Below are 21597 nucleotides of genomic sequence, written 5' to 3'. Positions count from 1 at the left end.
GGCGCGCCCGTGCCGGCACGGTGCTCCCTCCCTCCGGTCGGACCGGTCCCGCTCGCGCGCCGGTGGGCCCTTGTCCATCATGAAGCCATGCGACGGCTCCGGAAGGACAGCCCGTGGTGGACGGTCATCACCACGCTCGGCTCGCTCGCGGCCTGCCTGCTCCTCTTCTACGGCGTGCCGCTCGGTGACGGTGGGCGAGAGTGGGAGCAGATCCTCTTCTTCGTGATCGGGTTCGTCGGACTCTGCTACCTCGTCACGTTCCAGGTGCGCCGCCAGCTCCGTGCCGGCCGAGAGCCGAGCGTGCGGGTCCAGTCCGTCGTCGGGCTCCTGTCGCCGATCATCATCTTCTTCGCGATCGCCTACTACCTCCTGGCCGTCCACAGCGAGGCCGAGTTCGTGGGCATCGAGACCCGCACCGACGCCCTCTACTTCACGGTCGTGACGCTGGGGACCGTCGGGTTCGGCGACATCCACCCCGTGGGGCAGGCGGCGCGGGTCGTGACGATGGTCCAGATCCTCTTCGACCTCGCGGTCATCGGCATCCTCGTCGCGGTCGCCACACAACGGCTCGAGTCGCGCGCGCGGTGGCGCGAGGAGCACGGTGAGCCGGACGAGGACGACGGGCCTGCGTCCGGACCTCACGAGCGCTGACCCAGCGGCTCGGCGCCCACCGAAAGATCGCCCTGAGGAACTTTCGGTGCTGGGCGCCCTGAGACGGCTCGTGCAGAGCGTGATCGCGACATCATCGCAGGTCAACCCGCAGGCGCACTCATATGTGAACGCTCATACGAAGCGGTCAGAACCGGACCAATCACCGAAAACCATTGCGTTCTGCGTTTCTGTGTGCCATCTTTCCGGGGACCGAACCATCTCGACGAGGAGAGGTGTACGCCCGTGAAGAAGCGAGCGACCAGACCCCAGCACGTCCCGGGCGGCAGAGCCCGGCTGACGATCGCGAGCACGTTGACCCTTGCCGTGGCCACGACGGGACTCGTCGTCCCCTCGTTGGCCCAGGCCGCTCCCAACGCGGACGTGGGCTACCCCGTCTTCAGCGGCGACGCGAAGCCCGTCCCCGCGGAAGGGACCGGCTACCACGTGCGCAACCAGCTCCAGGCGATCTACGACGCGGACGTCGCGGCAGGTGCCGGGAGCGGGACCGACAAGGACTTCTGGATCGACAAGATGCTCGCGCGCACGGGCAATGCACCGGGCGGTTCCAACGGCGACGCGAACCAGTGGCTGTTCAGCCGTGGCCGCGCGGTCTTCATGAAGACCCACCAGCCCGCCACGCTCGGGTTCGGCGGCGAGGTGGCGTACTGGGAGTCGCTCGCGGGCGGGCAGGGCGCGTACACGATCACCCTGAACGTCAACGGTGCGAACGTCACGCTGACGGAGGACGCGGCAGCCCGGAAGCAGACCCCCAGCTACTGGCGCAGCACGTTCGTCAACACGGCGCAGGGCCTGCGCGTGGTGCAGACCAAGTTCATCACCGACGCCAACGTCGCCGTCACGAACCTCACGGTCTCGAGCACGAACGGCACGGCCAAGCAGGTCAAGGTCTCGGCCGCGTCGTCGTTCGCCAAGACCCCCGAGGGCGACGAGCTCACGGGCTCGGTGCAGGCGTTCAACAAGCTGACCACGGTCTTCCCGCGGCTCTCCGGCGACGGCTTCTCCCCGGCCGACGGTGCGATCACCCGCACCCTGGACGTCCCGGCGACGGGTTCGGCCAGCACCAAGGTCCAGCTCGGGTTCGTCACCGAGGAGATCCCTGAGTCGCGCACCGACTACGACGCGTTCCGCGCGGCGACGCCTGCTGCGGCCTACACCGAGCACGTCAGCGCCTACAACCGGTGGTGGGCCGACAACGTGCCCTACCTGGACACGCCCGAGGACAACATCGACAAGACGCTCTTCTACCGCTGGTGGCTGATGCGCTTCAACTTCCTCGACGCGAACATCCCGGGCAACGACTTCCAGTTCCCCACCTCGATGGAGGGCGTGCTGGGCTACAACAACAACATCGTCCTGACCACGGGCATGTTCATCGACGACCTCAAGTACTTCCGCGACCCCGTCTACTCCTACGGTCCCTGGGTCTCTGCGGGCGAGGTCGCCAAGAGCGGCAAGTACGTCGACAACCCGGGCGATCCCGCGAACTGGTCCAACAGCTACACGCAGTACATCTCCGAGGCCGCGTGGCGCTCGTACCAGCTGCACGGCGGACCGACGGTGATCGCCCAGAACCTCGCGCAGTACGCCGAGCGGGACGTCAAGGACCTGCAGGCGTCGTTCGACAACGACGGCAACGGCCTCATCGAGTACAACTGGGGCGCCATGACGGGCAACGACGCCGACGCGGTGTCGTTCCACTGGCGCGCGGGCAACATGGACCGCACCGAGAACGCCTACCTCTACTCCAACGCCAAGGCGTCGGCCGCGGCGTACCGGACCGCGGGCAACGAGGCCAAGGCGGTCGAGATGGACGCCTTCGCCGAGCAGATCAAGGCGGCCGTCCTCGAGTACCTCTGGGAGCCGGCGCGCGAGACGCCCGACGAGGTGGGCCTGAAGGGCAACCTCCTCAAGCACCGTCACGTCGCGACCGACGCGCTGGTGCCGTGGAAGGAGATCAACAACTACTACCCGTTCAGCGTGGGCCTCATGCCCAAGCCGGGCGACGCGGACTACGACCAGCCGTACGTCGAGGCGCTGCGCCTGTTCGCCGACGACGAGCAGTACCCCGTCTTCCCGTTCTTCACGGCCAACCAGGCGGACCAGGCGGCCTACGGCGGGCCGGGCAGCAACAACTTCTCGGTCATCAACTCGACCGTGTCGTTCCGGATGCTCTCGAGCGTCCTGCGCGACTACCCGAACGACTACGTGGACGCCGAGCTCTACAAGAAGCTCCTCTACTGGAACGCGTGGTCGCACTACCAGAACAACGGCGACAACAGGTACCCGGACCAGAACGAGTTCTGGTCGAACGGCACGGCCGACCCGCAGAACATCGGCTACCGCTCGTGGATCCACCACACGATCCTCGGCACGACGAACTTCACGATGATCGAGGACGCGATGGGCCTGCGCCCACGCTCGGACGACAAGATCGAGCTCGCCCCGATCGACATCGACTGGGACCACTTCACGGTCAACAACATCCGCTACCGCGACAAGGACCTCACGATCACGTGGGACGCCCCCGGCGGCGAGAAGCACTACGGGGCCGACGTCCCCGAGGGGTACTCGGTCTTCCTCGACGGTGAGCTCGCGTTCACGGTCGACGAGCTCGCGCACGTGACCTACGACCCGTCCACGGGCACGGTCGACGCCCCCGCGGGCGTCACCGTGACCACGGCCGAGGAGCGTCAGGTCCAGGCTCCGCAGGACGTCGTGTTCGCCGCGGACGCCCGCGTCGTGGACATGATGGCCAAGGCGGGCGCCGACGTCTCCCCGGCCTCGGCCGGCTCGACGAACCTCGCGCAGGGCAGGCCCGTCACGGCCTCGTTCTCCGCGAACGGCCGGGGTCCGGCGGGTGCCGTCGACGGCACCACGGTCAACGAGCCCTTCTGGGGCACCGTGGGCTCGCCGAACGCCAAGGACTCGCTCGAGGTCGACCTGGGCTCGGCCCAGAAGGTCGACGACGTGCGCGTCTACTTCTACCGTTCGTCCTCGACCGGGACCGTCTCGGGCTACTCGGCCCCGGCGCTCTACACGGTCGAGTACCTCGACGGGACGCAGTGGAAGCCCGTCCCGGCGCAGTCGCGCGCCCCCCTGTTCCCGCAGGGCAACTTCAACCACGTGCAGTTCCCCGAGGTCACGACCTCGAAGCTGCGCGTGACCGTGACGCACGCGGCGGGCGCCAAGACCGGCATCAAGGAGGTCCAGGCCTTCTCGACCGGGGTCGAGGCCCCTGCCTCGACCAACCAGGCGCCCAAGGCCGACGCGTGGACGGACTCGACCTACAACCAGGCCGGCTCGGCCCGGCTGCTGGGCACGGCCCAGGACGACGGTCTGCCGAACGGTCAGATCACGTCGGGCTGGTCGGTCGAGTCCGCGCCCGAGGGCGGCAGCGCCGTGTTCGACAACCCGAAGGCCACGACCTCGGTCGTGCGCTTCACGAAGTCCGGTGCCTACACGCTGCGCCTGACGGTGTCGGACGGCGAGCTCACCTCGACCAAGGACGTCGTCGTCCAGGCGACGGCGCTCTCGGACGGCGAGATCAACGTCGCCTCGACGGCCACGCCCACCGCGGACTACACCGCGGGCTGGAACAACGTGAACGCCGTCAACGACGGCAAGCCGTCGTTCTTCACGGGAGGCGCCGGCACGGACCTGTGGGGCACCTGGTCGGGCTCTCGCCCGGCGAGCCGGTGGCTGCAGTACGACTTCGAGGCCCCGGTCCGGGTGGACAAGGCGTCGATCGACTTCTGGACCGACACGACCACGGGGGGTGACGGCGTGGCCGTGCCCAAGGCGTGGAAGCTCCAGTACTGGGATGCGGCCGGAGCGGGCTCCTGGAAGGACGTGACGAACCCGTCGACGTACGGCACCGAGCGCCTCAAGACCAACGAGGTGACGTTCGACGCGGTCACGACGAGCAGGCTGCGCGCCGTCTTCACGGCCCTGCCCAACGCCGGGGGCACGAGCAACTCTGCCGTGGGCGTGTCCGAGTGGCGTGTCTTCGCGGCTCCCGCGGTCTCGGCCGCCGACGTGCACGTGCGGACCGCCGTCGGGACCCTGCCCACGCTGCCGGCCACCGTCGCGGTGACCTACGCGGACGGCTCGGTCGTCGAGAACGGCGTCGCCTGGGGTGCGGTCGAACAGGCGCAGGTCGAGCAGATCGGTGACTTCCCGGTCCAGGGATTCGTCGCCGGCACCACGCTCGTGGCCCAGGCGACCGTCTGGGTGCGCGGTCCGGACGCCGTCCAGATCAACACGATCGGCGACACCGCGGTCTCGACCTCGGTCGGTGCCGCACCGGTCCTCCCGGCCACGGTCACGGTCCAGTACAACGACGGTTCCCAGCAGAGCGGGATCGCCGTGACCTGGGACGTGGTCGAGCCCGCGCAGTACGCCGCGGACGGCACGTTCGAGGTCACGGGAGCGGTCGAGGGTACCGACAAGCGGGCCAGGGCGACCGTGACGGTCGGCACCGGTGAGGGCCAGCCCGAGCCGGACGTCGCGGTCACCGTGACCGCGAGGTCGCAGTGCGTCGGCAAGGTCGCGGGGCTCTCGGTCCGTGTCGTGAACGACGAGGAGGTCCCGGTGGACGTCAAGGTCACGACGCCGTTCGGCACCAAGACCTTCGCCGGCGTCGCGCCCGGCAAGTCGGCCAGCCAGACCTTCAGCGCCCGCAAGGACGCGATCGAGGCGGGGACCGTGAGCGTCGTCGCGACCGCGACGGTCGACGGCACCGCGGTCACGACCGAGGTCGAGCAGGCGTACGACGCCGTCAGCTGCGGCTAGACCCGAACGACCGCGGGGGCGGCGGCTGCAAACGTCGCCCCCGTGGTGCCAGACCGCGCACCCCGGGGGAGAGGGAACCCTCGGGGTGCGCGCCCCTCAGCTCCTGCCCGTCCGGGCGGCGGCCACGCAGGACACGCCGACGTGCTCCTCCTGTCGCCCGGCCGGAGCAGGTCGAGCAGACCGGAGAGCACAGTGAGTCCCACCAGACCGTTCCTCGAACCACCACGCCGGACCGCGCGCAGCGGCCCGTCCGTCACGGCGGCAGCGGCCGTCGTCGCGGTCGTCGCCTCGACGACGTTCGCGCTCGGCGCGGGCCAGGCCGTCGCCGGCACGCTGCCCGACGGCGCAGAGCCCGCCCCGCAGGTCGTCGCGGCTCCCGCGTCGTACACCTTCACGAGCCCCCACAACCCGATCCTGGGAGATGGCTCGTACTACTCGGCCGACCCCGCGCCGCTCGTCGTCCCCGCAGGGGCGCCCGGCAACGACTCGGCGTCCGACCAGCTCTACGTGTACACGGGCCACGACGAGGCGGGCCCCACGACCAACGACTTCATCATGAACGAGTGGGGCGCGTTCGTGACCGACGACGTCCTGGCCTCGGGGTCGACGGGCGAGTGGACGCACTACCCGTCGCTCATGCGTCCCGAGCAGGTCTTCGCGTGGGCTACGCCCGGACGGGCGTACGCGGGCCAGGTCGTGCCCGGGATCGACGGTCGCTACTACTGGTACGTGCCGGTGCACGAGGCCGCGAGCACCGCGGAGGACAAGTTCGGGATCGGTGTCGCGGTCTCCGACTCGCCGACCGGCCCCTGGACGGACCACGTGGGCGCGCCGATCATCTCGCAGAAGGTGCCCACCGCGAACACGATCCACAACATCGACCCCACGATCCTCGTGGACGGCGAGGGCGCGGCGCAGAAGGTCTACGTCTACTGGGGGAGCTTCGGCAACCTCCGCATGCTCGAGCTCGGCCAGGACATGAAGACCCCGGTGGGCTCGGTCCGGACCGTGAGCGGCCTGACGGGCTTCTTCGAGGGTGCGTGGGCCTTCGAGCGCGACGGGACCTACTACATGGCGTACGCGGGGAACAACGCCGGTGCGACGTCGTCGTGCACCCCGGCGAACTACCACGCGTGCATCGGGTACGCGACGGCCGCCTCGCCCGCGGGCCCGTGGACGTACCGCGGGACGATCCTCGACCCCGTCTCCTCGACCACGAGCCACCCGGGGATCGTCGAGTACGACGGCGAGTGGCGCTTGGTTTACCACACGGCCGACGCCGTGGGCGGGAACCACTTCCGCCGATCGGTCGCGGTCGACACGCTGCGCTTCGACGACAACCAGACGCCGGCCCGGATCGAGAAGGTCGTGCCGACACCGGCCCGCACGGCCGACCGGACCCCGCGCGCGAACGTCGCGCAGGAGGCTCGGGTCACGGTGTCGAACGACCCCGTCCCCACGCAGTACTGGATCAAGGCGCTCAACGACGAGATCGTGCGCCCGAACCCCCTGCCCCCGGACATGTGGGGCACCTGGACGGGGAACAACCCGGCTCAGCAGTGGGTCCAGTACACGTGGGCCACGCCCGTGCGGGTGGACGGCTCGCAGATCGACTTCTGGAACGACCAGCCGCAGGGCACGGGCGTGGGCGTCGCGGCTCCGGCTGCGTGGCGCATCCAGTACTGGGACGCGACCGCGGGCGCGTGGGTCGACGTCCGGAACCCGAGCGGCTACGGGACCTCGACCAACGGTTTCCAGAGCACGACGTTCGACGCGGTGACCACGACCCAGCTCCGCGCCGTCCTGGACGCCTCGACCAACGGCAGCACGTTCTCGGGCGTCGCGGTCGAGGAGTGGAAGGTGCTCGCGGCCCAGCCCGCTGCGATCGACCGGCCGGCCCTGACCGTCGAGATCGGCGAGACGGAGCTGCCGGGCACGGTCGCGGCGACCTACCCCGGTGACCCTGCCGAGACGCTCGCGCTCCCCGTGTTCTGGGACGCGGTCGACCCGTCGTCGGTCGCGCAGGCGGGGACCTTCACGGTCGAGGGCTCGGTGCTCGGCTACGCCGCCGGGCGGGTCACGGGCACCGTGACCGTCGTGGACCCGGCCGACACCGAGGGGGACGACACCGCCCCGGAGGTCGCGTTCTCGGTCAGCGGCTCGGTGGGCACGAACGGGTGGTACCGCTCCGACGTCACGGTCCGGGTCACGGGCACCGACGACGGCGGGGGCCGGGTCACGCTCGGCACGCGGGTCGACGACGGCTCGTGGTCGAGCACGCCGAGCGTCCGGTTCGTCGACGTCGCGGTGAGCGGCGACGGCCGGCACGTCGTGGCGGCGCGGGCCACGGACAACGCGGGGAACACCTCGGCCGAGAGCACGCAGAGCGTCTCGATCGACCGCACGGCCCCCGTGAGCACGGGGGTGCTCGACGAGACCGCTCGCACGGTCACGGTCACCGCGACCGACGCGACGTCGGGCGTGGCCCGCGTCGAGTACATGGTCGGGACCGGCGCATGGACCGAGTACACCGGTCCCGTCGCCGCACCGGACTCGAACAAGCACGACGTGTCGTTCCGGGCGATCGACGCGGCGGGCAACGCCGGGACGGCCCAGCGCCTCACGATCGCGGCCGACGTCTCGGGCCCGTTGACCGGCAACGTCGCGCCCATCGCGACGCCGAGCGCGTCCTACACCGCGGGCTGGAACTCGCTGGGCGCCGTCAACGACGGCCTGGTGCCGAGCAGCCCGAGCCAGGGGCAGCTGTGGGGCACCTGGTCGGGTGAGCGGCCCGAGAGCCAGTGGCTCCAGTACGACTGGGCCCGGCCCATCGTGCTCACGGGAGCCGAGATCCAGTTCTGGCAGGACTCGCCCCAGGGGACGGGCAACGGTGTCGCCCAGCCTGCGTCGTGGTCCCTGCAGTACTGGGACGCCTCGGGACCGGGGTCGTGGAAGGACGTCGCGAACCCCTCGGGGTACGGCACGAGCACCACGGCCCTCAACGCCGTGACGTTCGACCGGGTCACGACGTCCCGGCTGCGCGCCGTGATCCACGCGGACTCCGACGGGACGAGCTACTCGGCCGTCGCCGTCTCCGAGCTGCGGGTCATGGCGGACGACCCCGGGGTCGGTACGCCGGAGGACCCCGAGGTCGCCGTGACCGTGACGGTCACCGCGAAGTGCGTGGGCGGGACCGCGCAGATCGCCGTGCGTGTCGTCAACGCCGAGCCCGCACCGGTCTCGGTGCAGGTCCGGACGCCGTTCGGCACCAAGTCGTTCGTCGGGGTGGCGCCCGGCAAGTCCGCCGCGCAGACCTTCTCGGCCCGGTCCGCCGGGGCCGAGGCGGGCGTCGTCACGGTGGTCGCGACCGGGCAGGTCGGCGGCCAGGACGCGGCGAGCACCTTCGAGGCGCCGTACGGGGCCGTGGCCTGCGGCTGACGGGTGGTGGTCCGGGCGCGTCGCGTCCGGACCACCGCCGGCCGGGCTCGTCCGCGCGGCCTGCACGGACACCGCGGTGGTACGCAATAGGCTGACGCGAGCAGAGGTCGGATCGAGGGGAGCGCCATGAGCCAGCAGACGGGTCGGCCGCGCCCGACGTCGCGGGACGCCTCCGGGCTGCGTGACAGCAGGCACGGTCGTGCGCCCTCGTCGGCCGTGTACGCCCGACGCCGCCTGGTCGCCCTGGTCGTGCTCCTTGCGCTGCTCGCGGGCGTGGTGGGCTTCGCGGCGCTCGTGTGGCCAGGGTTCGCCCGGGCGGGCGAGGCCGAGGTGCCCGCGGAGGTCACGGTCACCGAGGCGCCGCCGACGCCCACGATCGAACCGGTCGAGCGGTCCGCCTCGACCGAGTTCGCCCAGGCGCTCCCGGACACCGTGCTCCAGTTCGCGCTCCGGTCGGAGGCGCCGACCGACGCGTACGGCGACGCAGGGGCGATCGAGGGGCACGAGCTGGCCTACGCGGACGGCGAGGGCGACGCGGCGAGCACCGTGGCCGTGCTCGCGGGACAATGGGGGAGCGACGACGAGGCAGAGGTGGCCTATTCCGAGCTGCTCGAGGCCGCGGTGGCCGCGGGGGGAGAACCCACGACCACGGGCGACGTCGAGGTCGACGGCAAGCCCGTGGGAACCTATGCCGTCACACCGGTCGCCGCGGCCGCCGGGACGGCGACCGTCACCTGGCGCAACGGCACGGCCGTGCTGCAGGCGACGGGACCCGTCGACCAGATCGAGAAGTTCTACACAGCGTTCCCGCTGTAGCCGCCGAGAGGCCGCCGCGCCGGACGGTCCGACCGACGGTCAGGCGCGGCGCGCGTCGCTCGCCGGGGCCGCAGCAGGGCAGGCCCGACGGGCCGGGACGCACGACGAGGAAGCAGGAACAACGATGTCCACGACGACCCACCAGGTCGACAGCCCCAGCAGCCACACCCGGCTCGCCGTCCTCGGGACCGGTGTGATGGGTGAGACCGTGCTCGCGGGGGCCCTCCGCGCGGGGTGGCTGCCCACCGACGCGGTCGCGACCGTGCGTCGCGCCGAGCGGGGGCGGGAGCTCGAGGAGCGCCACGGCGTCACCACGACGACGGACAACACCACCGCGGTGCGCGACGCGGGTCTGGTCGTGGTCGCCGTCAAGCCCAAGGACGTCGCGGGGCTGCTCGCGGAGGTGTCGCCCCACCTGGGTGAGGGGACTGTGGTGGTGAGCGTCGTCGTCGGGCTCTCGACGCGCTTCTACGAGGACCGCCTCCCGGCCGGGACGGCCGTGGTGCGCGTCATGCCGAACACGCCCTCGGTCATCGGCTCGGGTGTCAGCGCTGTCAGCGGCGGAGCCGCGGCGAGCGACGACGACGTGACCCTCGTCGAGCGGCTCCTGAGCCGGACCGGGCTCGTGGTCCGGGTCGCGGAGAAGGACCAGAACGCGGTGGCCGCGCTCTCGGGCTCCGGGCCCGCCTACGTCTTCTACGTCGTCGACGCGCTCGCCGAGGCCGGGGTCCTGCTGGGCCTGACCCGCGCCGTGGCGCTCGAGCTCGCGACCGCTACCGTGCTGGGCTCGGCCCGCATGCTCGACGAGACGGGCGAGCACCCGGTCATCCTGCGCGAGAAGGTCTCCTCGCCCGGCGGCACCACGGTCGCGGCGCTGCGAGCGCTCGACGACGGCGGCGTCAGGGCAGCGTTCCTCACGGCGCTCGAGGCCGCTCGTGACCGCTCGGAGGAGCTCGCCGCAGCCTTGGAGGCGCAGGCATGAGCGCCGACGTCGGGCGCACCCGACCTCCCGCGATGTCGGACGTCGCGGAGCTCGCGGGCGTCTCGCATCAGACCGTCTCGCGGGTCCTCAACGATCACCCGAGCGTGCGCCCGCAGACCCGGGAGCGGGTGCTCGACGCGATCGCGACGCTCGGGTACCGGCGCAACAGCGCGGCGCGCGCGCTCGTGACGGCGCGGTCGGGGACCATCGGCGTGGTCACGACGGGCTCGGCGCTGTACGGGCCGACGAGCACCCTCATCGCGGTCGAGGGTGCAGCACGCGAGGAGGGGTACTTCGTCTCGGTCGCGACGATCCGCCGCTACGACGCCGAGACCATGCACACGGTCCTCGAGCACTTCATGGCCCAGGCGGTCGAGGGCATCGTGGTCATCGCGCCCCAGACGGACGTCGCGGCCGCGGTCGACTCGTTCCGGGCGCCCGTCCCGATCATCCTCATCGCGGCCCGGGAGCCGGACGAGGTGCACGCGGGGGCGCCCGGGACGGGGGCCGCGAGCATCCTGCCCATCGCGGTCGACCAGCGGCTCGGCGCGCGCGTCGCGACCGAGCACCTGCTCGACCTGGGGCACCGCTCGGTGATCCACCTCGCGGGCCCGCTCGACTGGTTCGACGCGCGCGAGCGGGCCAAGGGCTGGAACGACGCGCTCGCCGCCCGGGGGGTGCCGGAGATCGACCGCGAGATGATCCGTTGCTCGTGGTCGTCCGACGCGGGCTACGAGGTCGGTCGTGACCTCGCACGCCGGGTGTCGGCGGGGAACGGGCCGACCGCGGTCTTCGCGGGCAACGACCACCTCGCGCTCGGCGTGCTCCAGGCGTTCTGGGAGGCCGGCGTCGTGGTCCCGCGCGACGTGTCCGTCGTCGGGTTCGACGACGTCGAGGGCTCGGCCCACTTCATCCCGCCGCTCACGACGGTCCGCCAGCCCTTCGCCGAGCTGGGTCGGCGGTGCATGGCGCTGCTGCTCGACGCGTTCGCCGGTTCAACGCGCGAGTCCACGCAGATCCCGCCGGACCTGGTGGTCCGGGCGAGCTCGGGACCGCCGAGCGCCTGAGGCAGGCGCGGGGCCCACCGGCAGGTGGTTCCGTCCTGCGCCGCCACGCGGACCCCGTCCGCCCCACGAGGTTGCACCGAGGGGTTGGCCACCACTCCGTGTGAGCGCTAACATTCAGAAGCAGGGCGTAGCCAGGCGCGACGACGCGACGAGGAGAAGACAGCAATGGTGCAGCAGGACAGGGTGGACGACCTCCGCGAGGCGGTCGCCACCGGGAACACCGCGCTCGGGATCGAGCTCGGCTCGACCCGGATCAAGGCGTGCCTCGTCGGCCCGGACGGGACGCCCCTCGCGAGCGGCAGCCACGAGTGGGAGAACGAGTACGTCGACCGCACGTGGACCTACTCGCTCGAGGCCGTGCGCGAGGGCATGCAGCACTGCTACGCCGAGCTGGTCGCCGACGTCGAGCGCCGCTACGGGGTGCGCCCCACGACGTTCGGAGCGATCGGCGTCTCGGCCATGATGCACGGCTACCTCGCGTTCGACGCGCAGGGCGAGCTGCTCGTCCCGTTCCGCACCTGGCGGAACACGACGACGGGCAAGGCGGCCACGGAGCTCTCCGAGCTCTTCGACCACAACATCCCGCTGCGCTGGTCGGTCGCCCACCTGTACCAGGCGATCCTCGACGACGAGCCGCACGTCGCGCAGGTGGCCTCGCTCACGACCCTCGCAGGCTACGTCCACCAGGTCCTGACCGGGCGCTCGGTGCTCGGCGTGGGCGACGCGTCGGGCATGTTCCCCGTCGACCCGACGACGCGGACCTACGACCGTCGCATGCTCGCACAGCTCGACGAGCTCGTCGGGGTGCGACGCCCCGGGCTCGTGGTCGAGTCCCTGCTGCCCGAGGTCCTCGTCGCGGGGCAGGACGCCGGGAGCCTGACGGCAGCGGGCGCGGCCTGGCTCGACCCCAGCGGCGCGCTGCTGCCGGGCGTGCCGCTGTGCCCGCCCGAGGGGGACGCCGGCACGGGCATGGTCGCGACGAGCTCGGTCGCACCGCGCACGGGCAACGTCAGCGCCGGCACGAGCATCTTCGCGATGGTCGTGCTCGAGCACGCGCTCGCGAACCGCCACCACGAGCTCGACCTGGTCACGACCCCCGCGGGCGACCTCGTCGCGATGGTCCACTGCAACAACGGGGCCAGCGAGCTCGCGGCCTGGGCCGACCTCTTCGGCGAGCTCACGGCCGCGCTCGGGACGCCGGCCGCGGCCGACGACGTGTTCGGTGCGCTGTTCCGCGCAGCGCTCGACGGCGAGGCCGACGGCGGCGGGCTCCTCGCGTACAACTACCTCTCGGGCGAGCCCATCACGGGCCTCGAGGAGGGGCGGCCCCTGTTCGTCCGCACGCCCGGCAGCCGGCTGACACTCGCCAACTTCATGCGGGCGCAGGTCTACAGCGCGTTCGGCACCCTCGCCCTGGGCATGCGCGTGCTCGCCGGCGAGGGGGTCGCGCTCGACGCCATGTTCGCGCACGGCGGGATCTTCCGGACCGAGGGCGTGGCCCAGCGTCTCCTCGCCGCGGCGATCGGCGCCCCCGTGACCGTGGGGCGGACCGCGGGGGAGGGCGGGGCCTGGGGCATCGCGCTGCTCGCGGCCTATGCCCGCGCCGTGGCCGACGGCGACGAGAAGGACCTCGACACCTACCTCCGCGAGCACGTGTTCGCCACGGCCGAGCTCGACACCGTCGCGCCCGACCCGGACGACGCCGCGGGCTTCGCGGCCTACCTCGACCGCTACGACGCCGGGCTCGCGGTCGAGCGCGCAGCCGTCGACGCGCTCTGACCCCGACGAAGGAGAACCCCATGAGCACCCTTCCTGTGACGACCGAGACCGCCGCGACGACCGGTGGTCCCGGCCGCTCGGTCCCCGCCCACCTGCGCGCCGCGGTCGACGCCGCCAAGGAACGCGTCGCCGCGCTGCACGCCGAGCTCCCGCGCTGGGAGCTCGTGGTGTGGACCGCGGGCAACGTCTCCGAGCGCGTGCGCGCGGGCACCGAGAGCGCGGACGGCGCCGAGGACCTGCTCGTCATCAAGCCGTCCGGTCTGTCGTACGACGACATCACGCCCGAGTCGATGGTCGTGTGCGACCTCGACGGGAACCTCGTGGAGGGGGACCGGGCGCCGTCGTCGGACACCGCGGCCCACGCCTACGTCTACCGCCACATGCCCGAGGTCGGCGGGGTCGTGCACACGCACTCGACGTACGCCACGGCCTGGGCCGCGCGCGCCGAGCCCGTGCCGTGCGTCCTGACGATGATGGCCGACGAGTTCGGCGGCGACATCCCGGTCGGCCCGTTCGCGCTCATCGGGGACGACTCGATCGGGCGCGGCATCGTCGAGACGCTGCGCGACTCGCGCAGCCCCGCGGTGCTCATGCGCAACCACGGCCCGTTCACGATCGGCAAGGACGCCCGCGCGGCCGTCAAGGCGGCCGTCATGTGCGAGGAGGTCGCCCGGACCGTGCACGTCAGCCGACAGCTCGGCGAGCCGACCCGTATCGGCCAGCCCGACGTCGACTCGCTGTACGCGCGCTACCAGCACGTCTACGGGCAGCAGCCGGCGCACTGACGAGCACCGGCGCACCCTGCACGACCAGCAGCACGGCGGCTCCGCACCGACGCGGAGTCCGCTCCCACCGACACGAAAGATGTGGACCTATGAGCAAGCCCTACGCGGACCGCGAGATCTGGTTCCTGACCGGTAGCCAGGACCTGTACGGCGACGAGACCCTGCGTCAGGTCGCCGAGCAGTCGCAGGAGGTCGCGCGTGCCCTCGACGCGTCGTCCGACGTCCCCGCGAACGTCGTCTGGAAGCCCGTCCTCAAGGACTCGGCCTCGATCCGGCGCGCGATGCTCGACGCCAACGCGGACGACCGCGTGCTCGGCGTCGTGACGTGGATGCACACGTTCAGCCCCGCCAAGATGTGGATCGGCGGTCTCGACGCGCTGCGCAAGCCGCTGCTGCACCTGCACACGCAGGCGAACGTCGAGCTCCCCTGGGACTCGATCGACATGGACTTCATGAACCTCAACCAGGCCGCGCACGGCGACCGCGAGTACGCGTACATGGCGACGCGGCTCGGGGTGGCGCGCACGACCGTCGTGGGGCACGTCTCCAACCCGGCCGTCACGGCACGCGTGGGCTCCTGGGTGCGCGGCGCCGCGGGCTGGGCCGCGACGCACGAGCTGCGCCTGGTCCGCTTCGGCGACAACATGCGCAACGTCGCGGTGACCGAGGGGGACAAGACCGAGGCCGAGCTGCGCTTCGGTGTGAGCGTGAACACGTGGGGCGTCAACGACCTCGTCGAGGCCGTCGACGCGGTGTCCGACGCCGACGTCGACGCCGTCGTGGCCGAGTACGAGAACCTCTACGACGTGGCCCCCGAGCTGCGCAAGGACGGCGACCGGCACGAGTCGCTGCGCTACGCGGCCCGCCAGGAGATCGCGCTCGAGACGTTCCTCGAGTCGGTCGGTGCCAAGGCGTTCACGACCAACTTCGAGGACCTGGGTGACCTGCGCCAGCTCCCCGGCATCGCGGTCCAGCGGCTCATGTCGAAGGGCTACGGGTTCGGCGCCGAGGGCGACTGGAAGACGGCCGTGCTCGTCCGGGCCGCCAAGGTCATGGGCGAGGGGCTGCCCGGCGGGGCCTCGCTCATGGAGGACTACACGTACGACCTCACGCCCGGCAGCGAGAAGATCCTGGGCGCGCACATGCTCGAGGTCTGCCCCTCCCTGACGGCGTCGACCCCGCGCGTGGAGATCCACCCGCTCGGGATCGGCGGCAAGGAGGACCCGGTCCGCATGGTGTTCGACGCCGACCCCGGCGTGGGCGTCGTCGTCTCGCTCGCCGACATGCGCGATCGCTTCCGCCTCACGGCCAACGTGGTCGACGTCGTCCCGGCGAGCGAGCCGCTGCCGAACCTTCCCGTCGCGCGCGCCGTGTGGGAGCCGCGCCCCGACTTCGCGACGTCCGCCGAGGCGTGGCTCACCGCGGGCGGTGCGCACCACACGGTGCTCTCGACCGCAGCGGGCCTCGACGCGTTCGAGGTCTTCGCCGAGATCGCCCGCACCGAGCTGCTCGTGATCGACGAGAGCACGACGCGACGAGGCTTCCGCGACCAGGTGCGCTGGAACCAGGTCTACTTCCGGGTCGCCCAGGGGCTCTGAGCGCCCCCACGGCCCGGCCGCCGGGCCTGCGTGGCCCGACGGTCGCGAGGGGCCCGGGGCGAGCGCGACGGCTCGCTCCGGGCCGCCGCCGCGAGCTCCGCGGCCGGCGTGCCGTCCTGCCCCTGGGGGGTGCGGGTCGGCGCGCCGGCCGACGGTGGGCCTCCGCGCGGACGGCTCTCCCGGCCGTCCACCCTCGCGCGCTCCCGAGGACGCCGTCGGCACCCTGGGGCACCTGCGGGGGCTCCCGTGGTGCTGGGTGTCCGCGGCGTACGACGGCGGAGGGGATCAGACGGCGGAGCAAAGGTCCAGGTCTTCGCGCACTTTCGAGACCGGCGTCACCTCTCGTGACTGAAACGTGACCCGCAGGGCTTCCAACTTCTGCGTGTGAGCGCTAACATCTCTTCCCAGGGGGTGTGAGCGATCACATCTGAACGTGAGCGGAGCAGCTCGACAACTCAAGACGCACGACCACGAACCAACAGCCCAACGACGGGCCGACGTGGTCCCGGCACGGCGCCGAGGACCGCATCTCAAGGAGGAGAACCATGTTCAACAAGTCCACGGCACGCGTCCGTCTCACGGGCATCCTGGCCGGTGCAGCAGTCCTCGCCCTCGCAGCGTGCAGCGGCGGCGGGACCGACTCAGCCGACAGCACCGACGGCGCAGGCGGCGGCAGCGAGAACATCCGTGTCGGGTTCTCCCAGCTCGGGGCAGAGAGCGGCTGGCGCACGGCCAACACCGAGTCGGTCAAGGCCAACCTGACGGCCGAGAACGGCATCGACCTCACGTTCGTCGACGCGCAGCAGAAGCAGGAGAACCAGATCAAGGCCCTGCGCGACTTCATCGACCAGGACGTCGACGTCATCGCGTTCTCGCCGGTCATCGAGACCGGCTGGGACGAGGTCCTCCAGGAGATCAAGGACGCCGAGATCCCCGTCGTCCTCGTCGACCGCACGGTCGACACCACGGTCGAGGACCCCTTCGTGACCTGGATCGGCGCGGACTTCACCGCCGAGGGCGTCACGGCCGGCGAGTGGGTCGCGGAGAACGCTCCCGACGCCAAGATCTTCGAGCTCCAGGGCACCATGGGCTCGGGCGCGCAGACGAACCGCCAGGAGGGCTTCCGCTCGGTCGTCGAGGACCAGATCGTCGGCCAGGCGACCGGTAACTTCACGCGCGCCGAGGGCAAGGCGGCCACCGAGGCAGCCCTGCAGGCCTACCCCGACCTGAACCTCATCTTCGCCCACAACGACGACATGGGCCTCGGCGCCATCGAGGCCATCGAGGCCGCGGGCAAGGTCCCGGGCAAGGACATCCAGATCGTCACGGTCGACGGCGTGCACGACGGCCTGACCGCTCTCCTCGAGGGCAAGTTCAACTTCGTGGTCGAGTGCAACCCGGCCTTCGGCGACCAGCTCCTCGAGCTCATCAAGCAGGTCGCAGCGGGTGAGGACGTCGAGAAGGAGACCATCGTGGTCGACCAGGCGTTCGACCAGACCATCACGCAGGAGATCATCGACGCCCGCTCGTTCTGACGAGCAGCACCTGACGGCCCGCCCGGTCGCCGCCCCCACGCGGCGCGGTGACCGGGCGGGCCGCACACACCGCGCGCGGGGACGTGCACCACGTCCCTGCCGGCCGGTGCCTGAGCTCCAGCACCTTCCCCAGGACGGAAGAACAACCATGTCAACGACGACCGCCGCCACCGCGGCGCCCGTGGTGGAGATGACCGGGATCACCATCGAGTTCCCAGGCGTCAAGGCCCTCGACGGCGTCGATCTCACCCTCCGCCCCGGTGAGGTCCATGCCCTGATGGGCGAGAACGGCGCCGGCAAGTCCACCCTCATCAAGGCCCTCACGGGGGTCTACCAGATCGACTCGGGCCGCATCGTGGTCGCCGGTGCCGAGCACCGGTTCACGCGGACCCGCGACTCCCAGGACGCGGGCATCAGCACCGTGTACCAGGAGGTCAACCTCTGCTCGAACCTGTCGGTCGCCGAGAACATCATGCTCGGGCACGAGATCCGGTTCGGCCCCTTCATCAACTGGCCCGCGACGCGCCGCAAGGCCCGCGAGTACCTCGCCCTCCTCAACCTGGACATCGACCCCTCGTCGGCCCTGTCCTCCCACTCGATCGCCGTGCAGCAGCTCTGCGCGATCGCCCGAGCCATGGTCGTCGACGCGAAGGTCTTGATCCTCGACGAGCCCACCTCGAGCCTCGACAAGGCCGAGGTCGCAGAGCTCTTCGACGTGATCCGCTCGCTGCGGGACAAGGGCGTCGCGATCCTCTTCGTGTCGCACTTCCTCGACCAGATCTACGAGATCACCGACCGCCTGACCATCCTGCGCAACGGCCGCCTCATCTCCGAGCACCTGACCAAGGAGCTCGGCCGGATGGAGCTCATCTCCGCGATGATCGGCCGGTCGAGCGAAGCCCTCGCCGACGTCGAGGCGCGTGCGCACCGCGTCGCGTCCGAGCACGACGAGGCCCCTCTGCTCCAGGCGGTGGGCCTGGGCCGCGACGGGTCGGTCGAGCCGTTCGACCTCGACGTGTACGCGGGCGAGATCGTCGGTGTGGCGGGCCTGCTCGGCTCGGGCCGCACCGAGGTCGCCCGCCTCCTCTACGGCGCCGACAAGGCGGGCAGCGGCAAGCTGACGTTCGACGGCACGACGCGCGGCGCAGCCCCCCTGACCTCGATCAAGCGAGGCGTCGCGTTCTCCTCGGAGGACCGCAAGAAGGAGGGCATCATCGGGGACCTCACGGTCCGCGAGAACATCGCCCTCGCGATGCAGGCGAGCCGCGGCCCGTGGCGTCCCATCCCGGCCAAGGAGCTGGACGCGGTCGTCGACCGCTACATGAAGGCGCTCAACGTCTACCCGGCGAACCCGAACATGCTCATCAAGAACCTGTCGGGCGGCAACCAGCAGAAGGTCCTCCTGGCCCGCTGGCTCGCGACCGCGCCGCGCCTGATCATCCTCGACGAGCCCACGCGCGGCATCGACGTGGGTGCCAAGGCCGAGATCCAGCGGCTCGTCGCCGAGCTGGCCTCGGACGGGATGGGCGTCGTCTTCATCTCGTCGGAGCTCGACGAGGTGCTGCGCCTGAGCCAGCGCGTCGTCGTGATGCGTGACCGCCAGAAGATCGGCGAGATCACCAACGGGCCCGACGTCACGTCCACCACGATCCTCGAGACGATCGCAGCGAGCGGGAGCGCATCATGAGCACGACCACCACGACTCCGACGACACCGCCGGCGACGCCGCCGGTGTCCGGCAGCCCCGCACCGCGGGGTGCCCAGGGCGTGCTGCGCCGCATCACGCACCACCACCTGTTCTGGCCCGTGGTCGCCCTCGTCGTCATGCTCCTCGCGTGCGGGCTGCGCAGCCCCGGCTTCCTCGACGTGACGATCATGGACGGCCACCTGTTCGGCCAGATCATCGACATCATGCGGGCGAGCGCGACCCCGCTCCTGCTCGGCATCGGCATGTGCCTCGTGATCGCGACGGGCGGGATCGACCTCTCGGTCGGTGCGGTCATGGCGATCTCGCTCGCGGTGTCGCTGACCTACATCGACGCGAGCGGCACGGGGGGCACGCTCAGCACGGCGCTCGCCGCGGTCGCGATCGGCCTGCTGGTCGCCGCGGTGATCGGAGCCTTCAACGGCTTCCTCGTCACGGTCCTGGGCATCCAGCCGTTCATCGCGACCATGATCCTCATGGTCGCGGGGCGCGGTATCGCGATGCTCATCACCAAGGGCCAGATCACCACGACCACGAGCCCGCCCTTCAAGTCGATCGGCTCGGGCTTCATCCTGGGCATCCCGACCCCCGTGGTCATCGCCGCGGTCGTGTTCGCCCTGGTCGCGCTGCTGGTGCGGCGCACCGCGCTCGGCATGCTGGTCGAGTCGATCGGCATCAACCGCGAGGCCAGCCGTCTCGCGGGCGTCCAGTCGCGCAACATCACGTGGTTCGTCTACCTGCTCTGCGGCCTGCTCGCCGGGCTCGCGGGCATCGTCTACGGAGCCCCGACCATGGCGGCCGACGCGAACAACATCGGCCTCATGAAGGAGCTCGACGCGATCATGGTCGTCGTCCTGGGCGGCACCAAGCTCGACGGCGGCAAGTTCAGCCTCGCGGGCGTCGTCGTCGGCGCCCTGCTGCTCTCGACGCTCGAGCGGGCCGTGGTCATCTTCCACATCAGCTCGCAGATCACGCCGCTGTTCAAGGCGCTCGTGCTGATCGTCGTGTGCATCGCGGCCTCCGAGCGCCTGCGCTCGCTCCTGGCGTCGCGACTACCGAGGAAGCGCCCCACCCTGGGCGCGGGCACGGCGGCGACGACCGCGAAGGGGGCAGCAGCGTGAGCACCGTCCAGACGACGCCCCGTGCGTCCAAGAGCTCCCAGCAGGGCAAGACGCCGCGCGGCGGTCACGACACGGGCTTCGTCGCGCGCCTCATGACCAACCCCGTGGTCCGCAAGCTCTCGGACCGCCGGCTCCTGCCGGTCACGGGCACGCTCGTGGCCCTCGCGGTCATCCTGATCGTGGGCCAGGCGCGCTACAGCACCGACCGCCGCGACTTCCTGAGCATGCGGCTGTTCTCCAACCTGCTGGTCGACAACTCGTACCTGATCGTCCTCGCGATCGGCATGACCTTCGTGATCATCACGGGCGGGATCGACCTGTCGGTCGGCGCCGTGGTGGCGCTCGTGGGCCTGGTCGTGGCCAAGCTCCTGATCGCCGGGGCACCGCTGCCGGTGGTCCTGATCCTGGGCGTGCTGATCGGCACGACGTTCGGCCTGCTGATCGGCGTGATGGTCCAGTACTTCGACATACAACCCTTCATCGCGTCGCTCGCCGCGATGTTCCTCGCGCGCGGCCTGGCCAACGTCGTGAGCGTCCAGTCGCTCGCGATCAAGGACGAGGGCTTCGCGGCCCTGGCCTCGTGGAAGATCAAGTTCGGCGAGGGCCGTGAGGCCTGGAGCATCAACCTCAGCATGGTCATCGCGTTCGTGGTCCTGCTGATCGCGATCTACCTGCTCCACTACACGCGCTTCGGCCGCACGGTCTACGGGCTGGGCACGGGCGACAACGGCGCGGCCGTGAACCTCATGGGCCTCAAGGGCAGCTCGACCAAGGTGTGGGTCTACGTGATCAGCGGCACGTGCGCCGGGATCGCAGGCATCCTGTTCGCCTTCTACACCAAGTCGGGCTTCAACCTCACGGGCATCGGCATGGAGCTCGACGCGATCGCGGCGGTCGTGATCGGCGGCGCGCTCCTGACCGGCGGCGGCGGGTTCGTCCTGGGCTCGGTCGCGGGCGTGCTCGTCTACGGCCTGATCCAGGTGCTCATCGCCCGCGAGGGCCTGGACTCCTGGTGGACCAAGGTCTTCATCGGCGTGGTCCTGCTCGCGTTCGTCCTGCTGCAGCGGGCCATGACGTTCCGCCAGGGGCGCGGAAGCGCCACCTAGCGCCCGTCCAGCACCACTGCCTCGCGCGGGTCGGCCCTGGAGCCGGTCCCGTGCGAGGCACCACAGCCCGGTCCGTCGAGGCAGACGGACCGAGAACGGCCCGGAGGTGGCACCCTCCCGGTCGAGCCGGTCCCGGCTGGTACCCGGGGCCGGCTCGGACGACCGGGAGGGCGCACCCGCCGGGTTGACCCGTACAGCAATG

The 21597-nt window shown here is 71.2% G+C and carries 13 protein-coding genes; all 13 read left to right on the top strand.

Going from position 1 to position 21597, the window contains the following annotated elements; genetic code table 11:
- The first annotated feature begins 87 nt into the window (after nucleotides 1–87).
- A complete protein-coding gene (locus ACFWGN_RS06945; protein ID WP_191804491.1) occupies nucleotides 88–651 on the top strand; it encodes a potassium channel family protein in 564 nt (187 codons plus the stop codon).
- A 243-nt stretch (nucleotides 652–894) separates the two neighbouring features.
- Nucleotides 895–5463, top strand: a complete 4569-nt coding sequence (locus tag ACFWGN_RS06940) for an Ig-like domain-containing protein (RefSeq protein ID WP_377616232.1) — start codon at nucleotides 895–897, stop codon at nucleotides 5461–5463.
- 192 nt (nucleotides 5464–5655) lie between these two features.
- Nucleotides 5656–8901 (top strand): OmpL47-type beta-barrel domain-containing protein, encoded by a 3246-nt coding sequence (locus tag ACFWGN_RS06935; RefSeq protein ID WP_377616231.1) that lies wholly within the window; start codon nucleotides 5656–5658, stop codon nucleotides 8899–8901.
- A gap of 126 nt (nucleotides 8902–9027) precedes the next feature.
- Nucleotides 9028–9717, top strand: a complete 690-nt coding sequence (locus ACFWGN_RS06930) for a hypothetical protein (RefSeq protein ID WP_191804493.1) — start codon at nucleotides 9028–9030, stop codon at nucleotides 9715–9717.
- 124 nt (nucleotides 9718–9841) lie between these two features.
- Nucleotides 9842–10699, top strand: a complete 858-nt coding sequence (gene proC / locus ACFWGN_RS06925; RefSeq protein ID WP_191804495.1) for a pyrroline-5-carboxylate reductase — start codon at nucleotides 9842–9844, stop codon at nucleotides 10697–10699.
- Complete coding sequence (locus tag ACFWGN_RS06920; RefSeq protein WP_225220446.1) at nucleotides 10696–11766, top strand: LacI family DNA-binding transcriptional regulator; 1071 nt, start codon at nucleotides 10696–10698, stop codon at nucleotides 11764–11766. The genes proC and ACFWGN_RS06920 overlap by 4 nt, the downstream gene beginning before the upstream one ends.
- A gap of 165 nt (nucleotides 11767–11931) precedes the next feature.
- Entirely contained in the window at nucleotides 11932–13545 is a 1614-nt protein-coding gene (locus tag ACFWGN_RS06915) for a xylulokinase (RefSeq protein ID WP_377616230.1), read from the top strand.
- 20 nt (nucleotides 13546–13565) lie between these two features.
- Nucleotides 13566–14330, top strand: a complete 765-nt coding sequence (locus tag ACFWGN_RS06910) for an L-ribulose-5-phosphate 4-epimerase (protein ID WP_191804499.1) — start codon at nucleotides 13566–13568, stop codon at nucleotides 14328–14330.
- 89 nt (nucleotides 14331–14419) lie between these two features.
- A complete protein-coding gene (araA, locus tag ACFWGN_RS06905) occupies nucleotides 14420–15928 on the top strand; it encodes an L-arabinose isomerase (RefSeq protein ID WP_191804501.1) in 1509 nt (502 codons plus the stop codon).
- A 545-nt stretch (nucleotides 15929–16473) separates the two neighbouring features.
- A complete protein-coding gene (locus ACFWGN_RS06900) occupies nucleotides 16474–17463 on the top strand; it encodes an ABC transporter substrate-binding protein (RefSeq protein ID WP_191804503.1) in 990 nt (329 codons plus the stop codon).
- Nucleotides 17464–17611: 148 nt separating this feature from the next.
- Entirely contained in the window at nucleotides 17612–19150 is a 1539-nt protein-coding gene (locus ACFWGN_RS06895) for a sugar ABC transporter ATP-binding protein (RefSeq protein ID WP_377616229.1), read from the top strand.
- Nucleotides 19147–20289, top strand: coding sequence for an ABC transporter permease (locus tag ACFWGN_RS06890; RefSeq protein ID WP_377616228.1), 1143 nt, complete (start codon nucleotides 19147–19149; stop codon nucleotides 20287–20289). Before ACFWGN_RS06895 ends, ACFWGN_RS06890 begins: the two co-directional genes overlap by 4 nt.
- A complete protein-coding gene (locus tag ACFWGN_RS06885) occupies nucleotides 20286–21395 on the top strand; it encodes a sugar ABC transporter permease YjfF (RefSeq protein ID WP_318244568.1) in 1110 nt (369 codons plus the stop codon). The genes ACFWGN_RS06890 and ACFWGN_RS06885 overlap by 4 nt, the downstream gene beginning before the upstream one ends.
- The last annotated feature ends 202 nt before the right edge of the window (nucleotides 21396–21597 follow it).

It is taken from the genome of Oerskovia sp. NPDC060338 (assembly GCF_042726295.1).
GTDB classification, from domain to species: domain Bacteria; phylum Actinomycetota; class Actinomycetes; order Actinomycetales; family Cellulomonadaceae; genus Oerskovia; species Oerskovia merdavium.
This window is presented reverse-complemented; position numbering and strand designations above follow the sequence as displayed.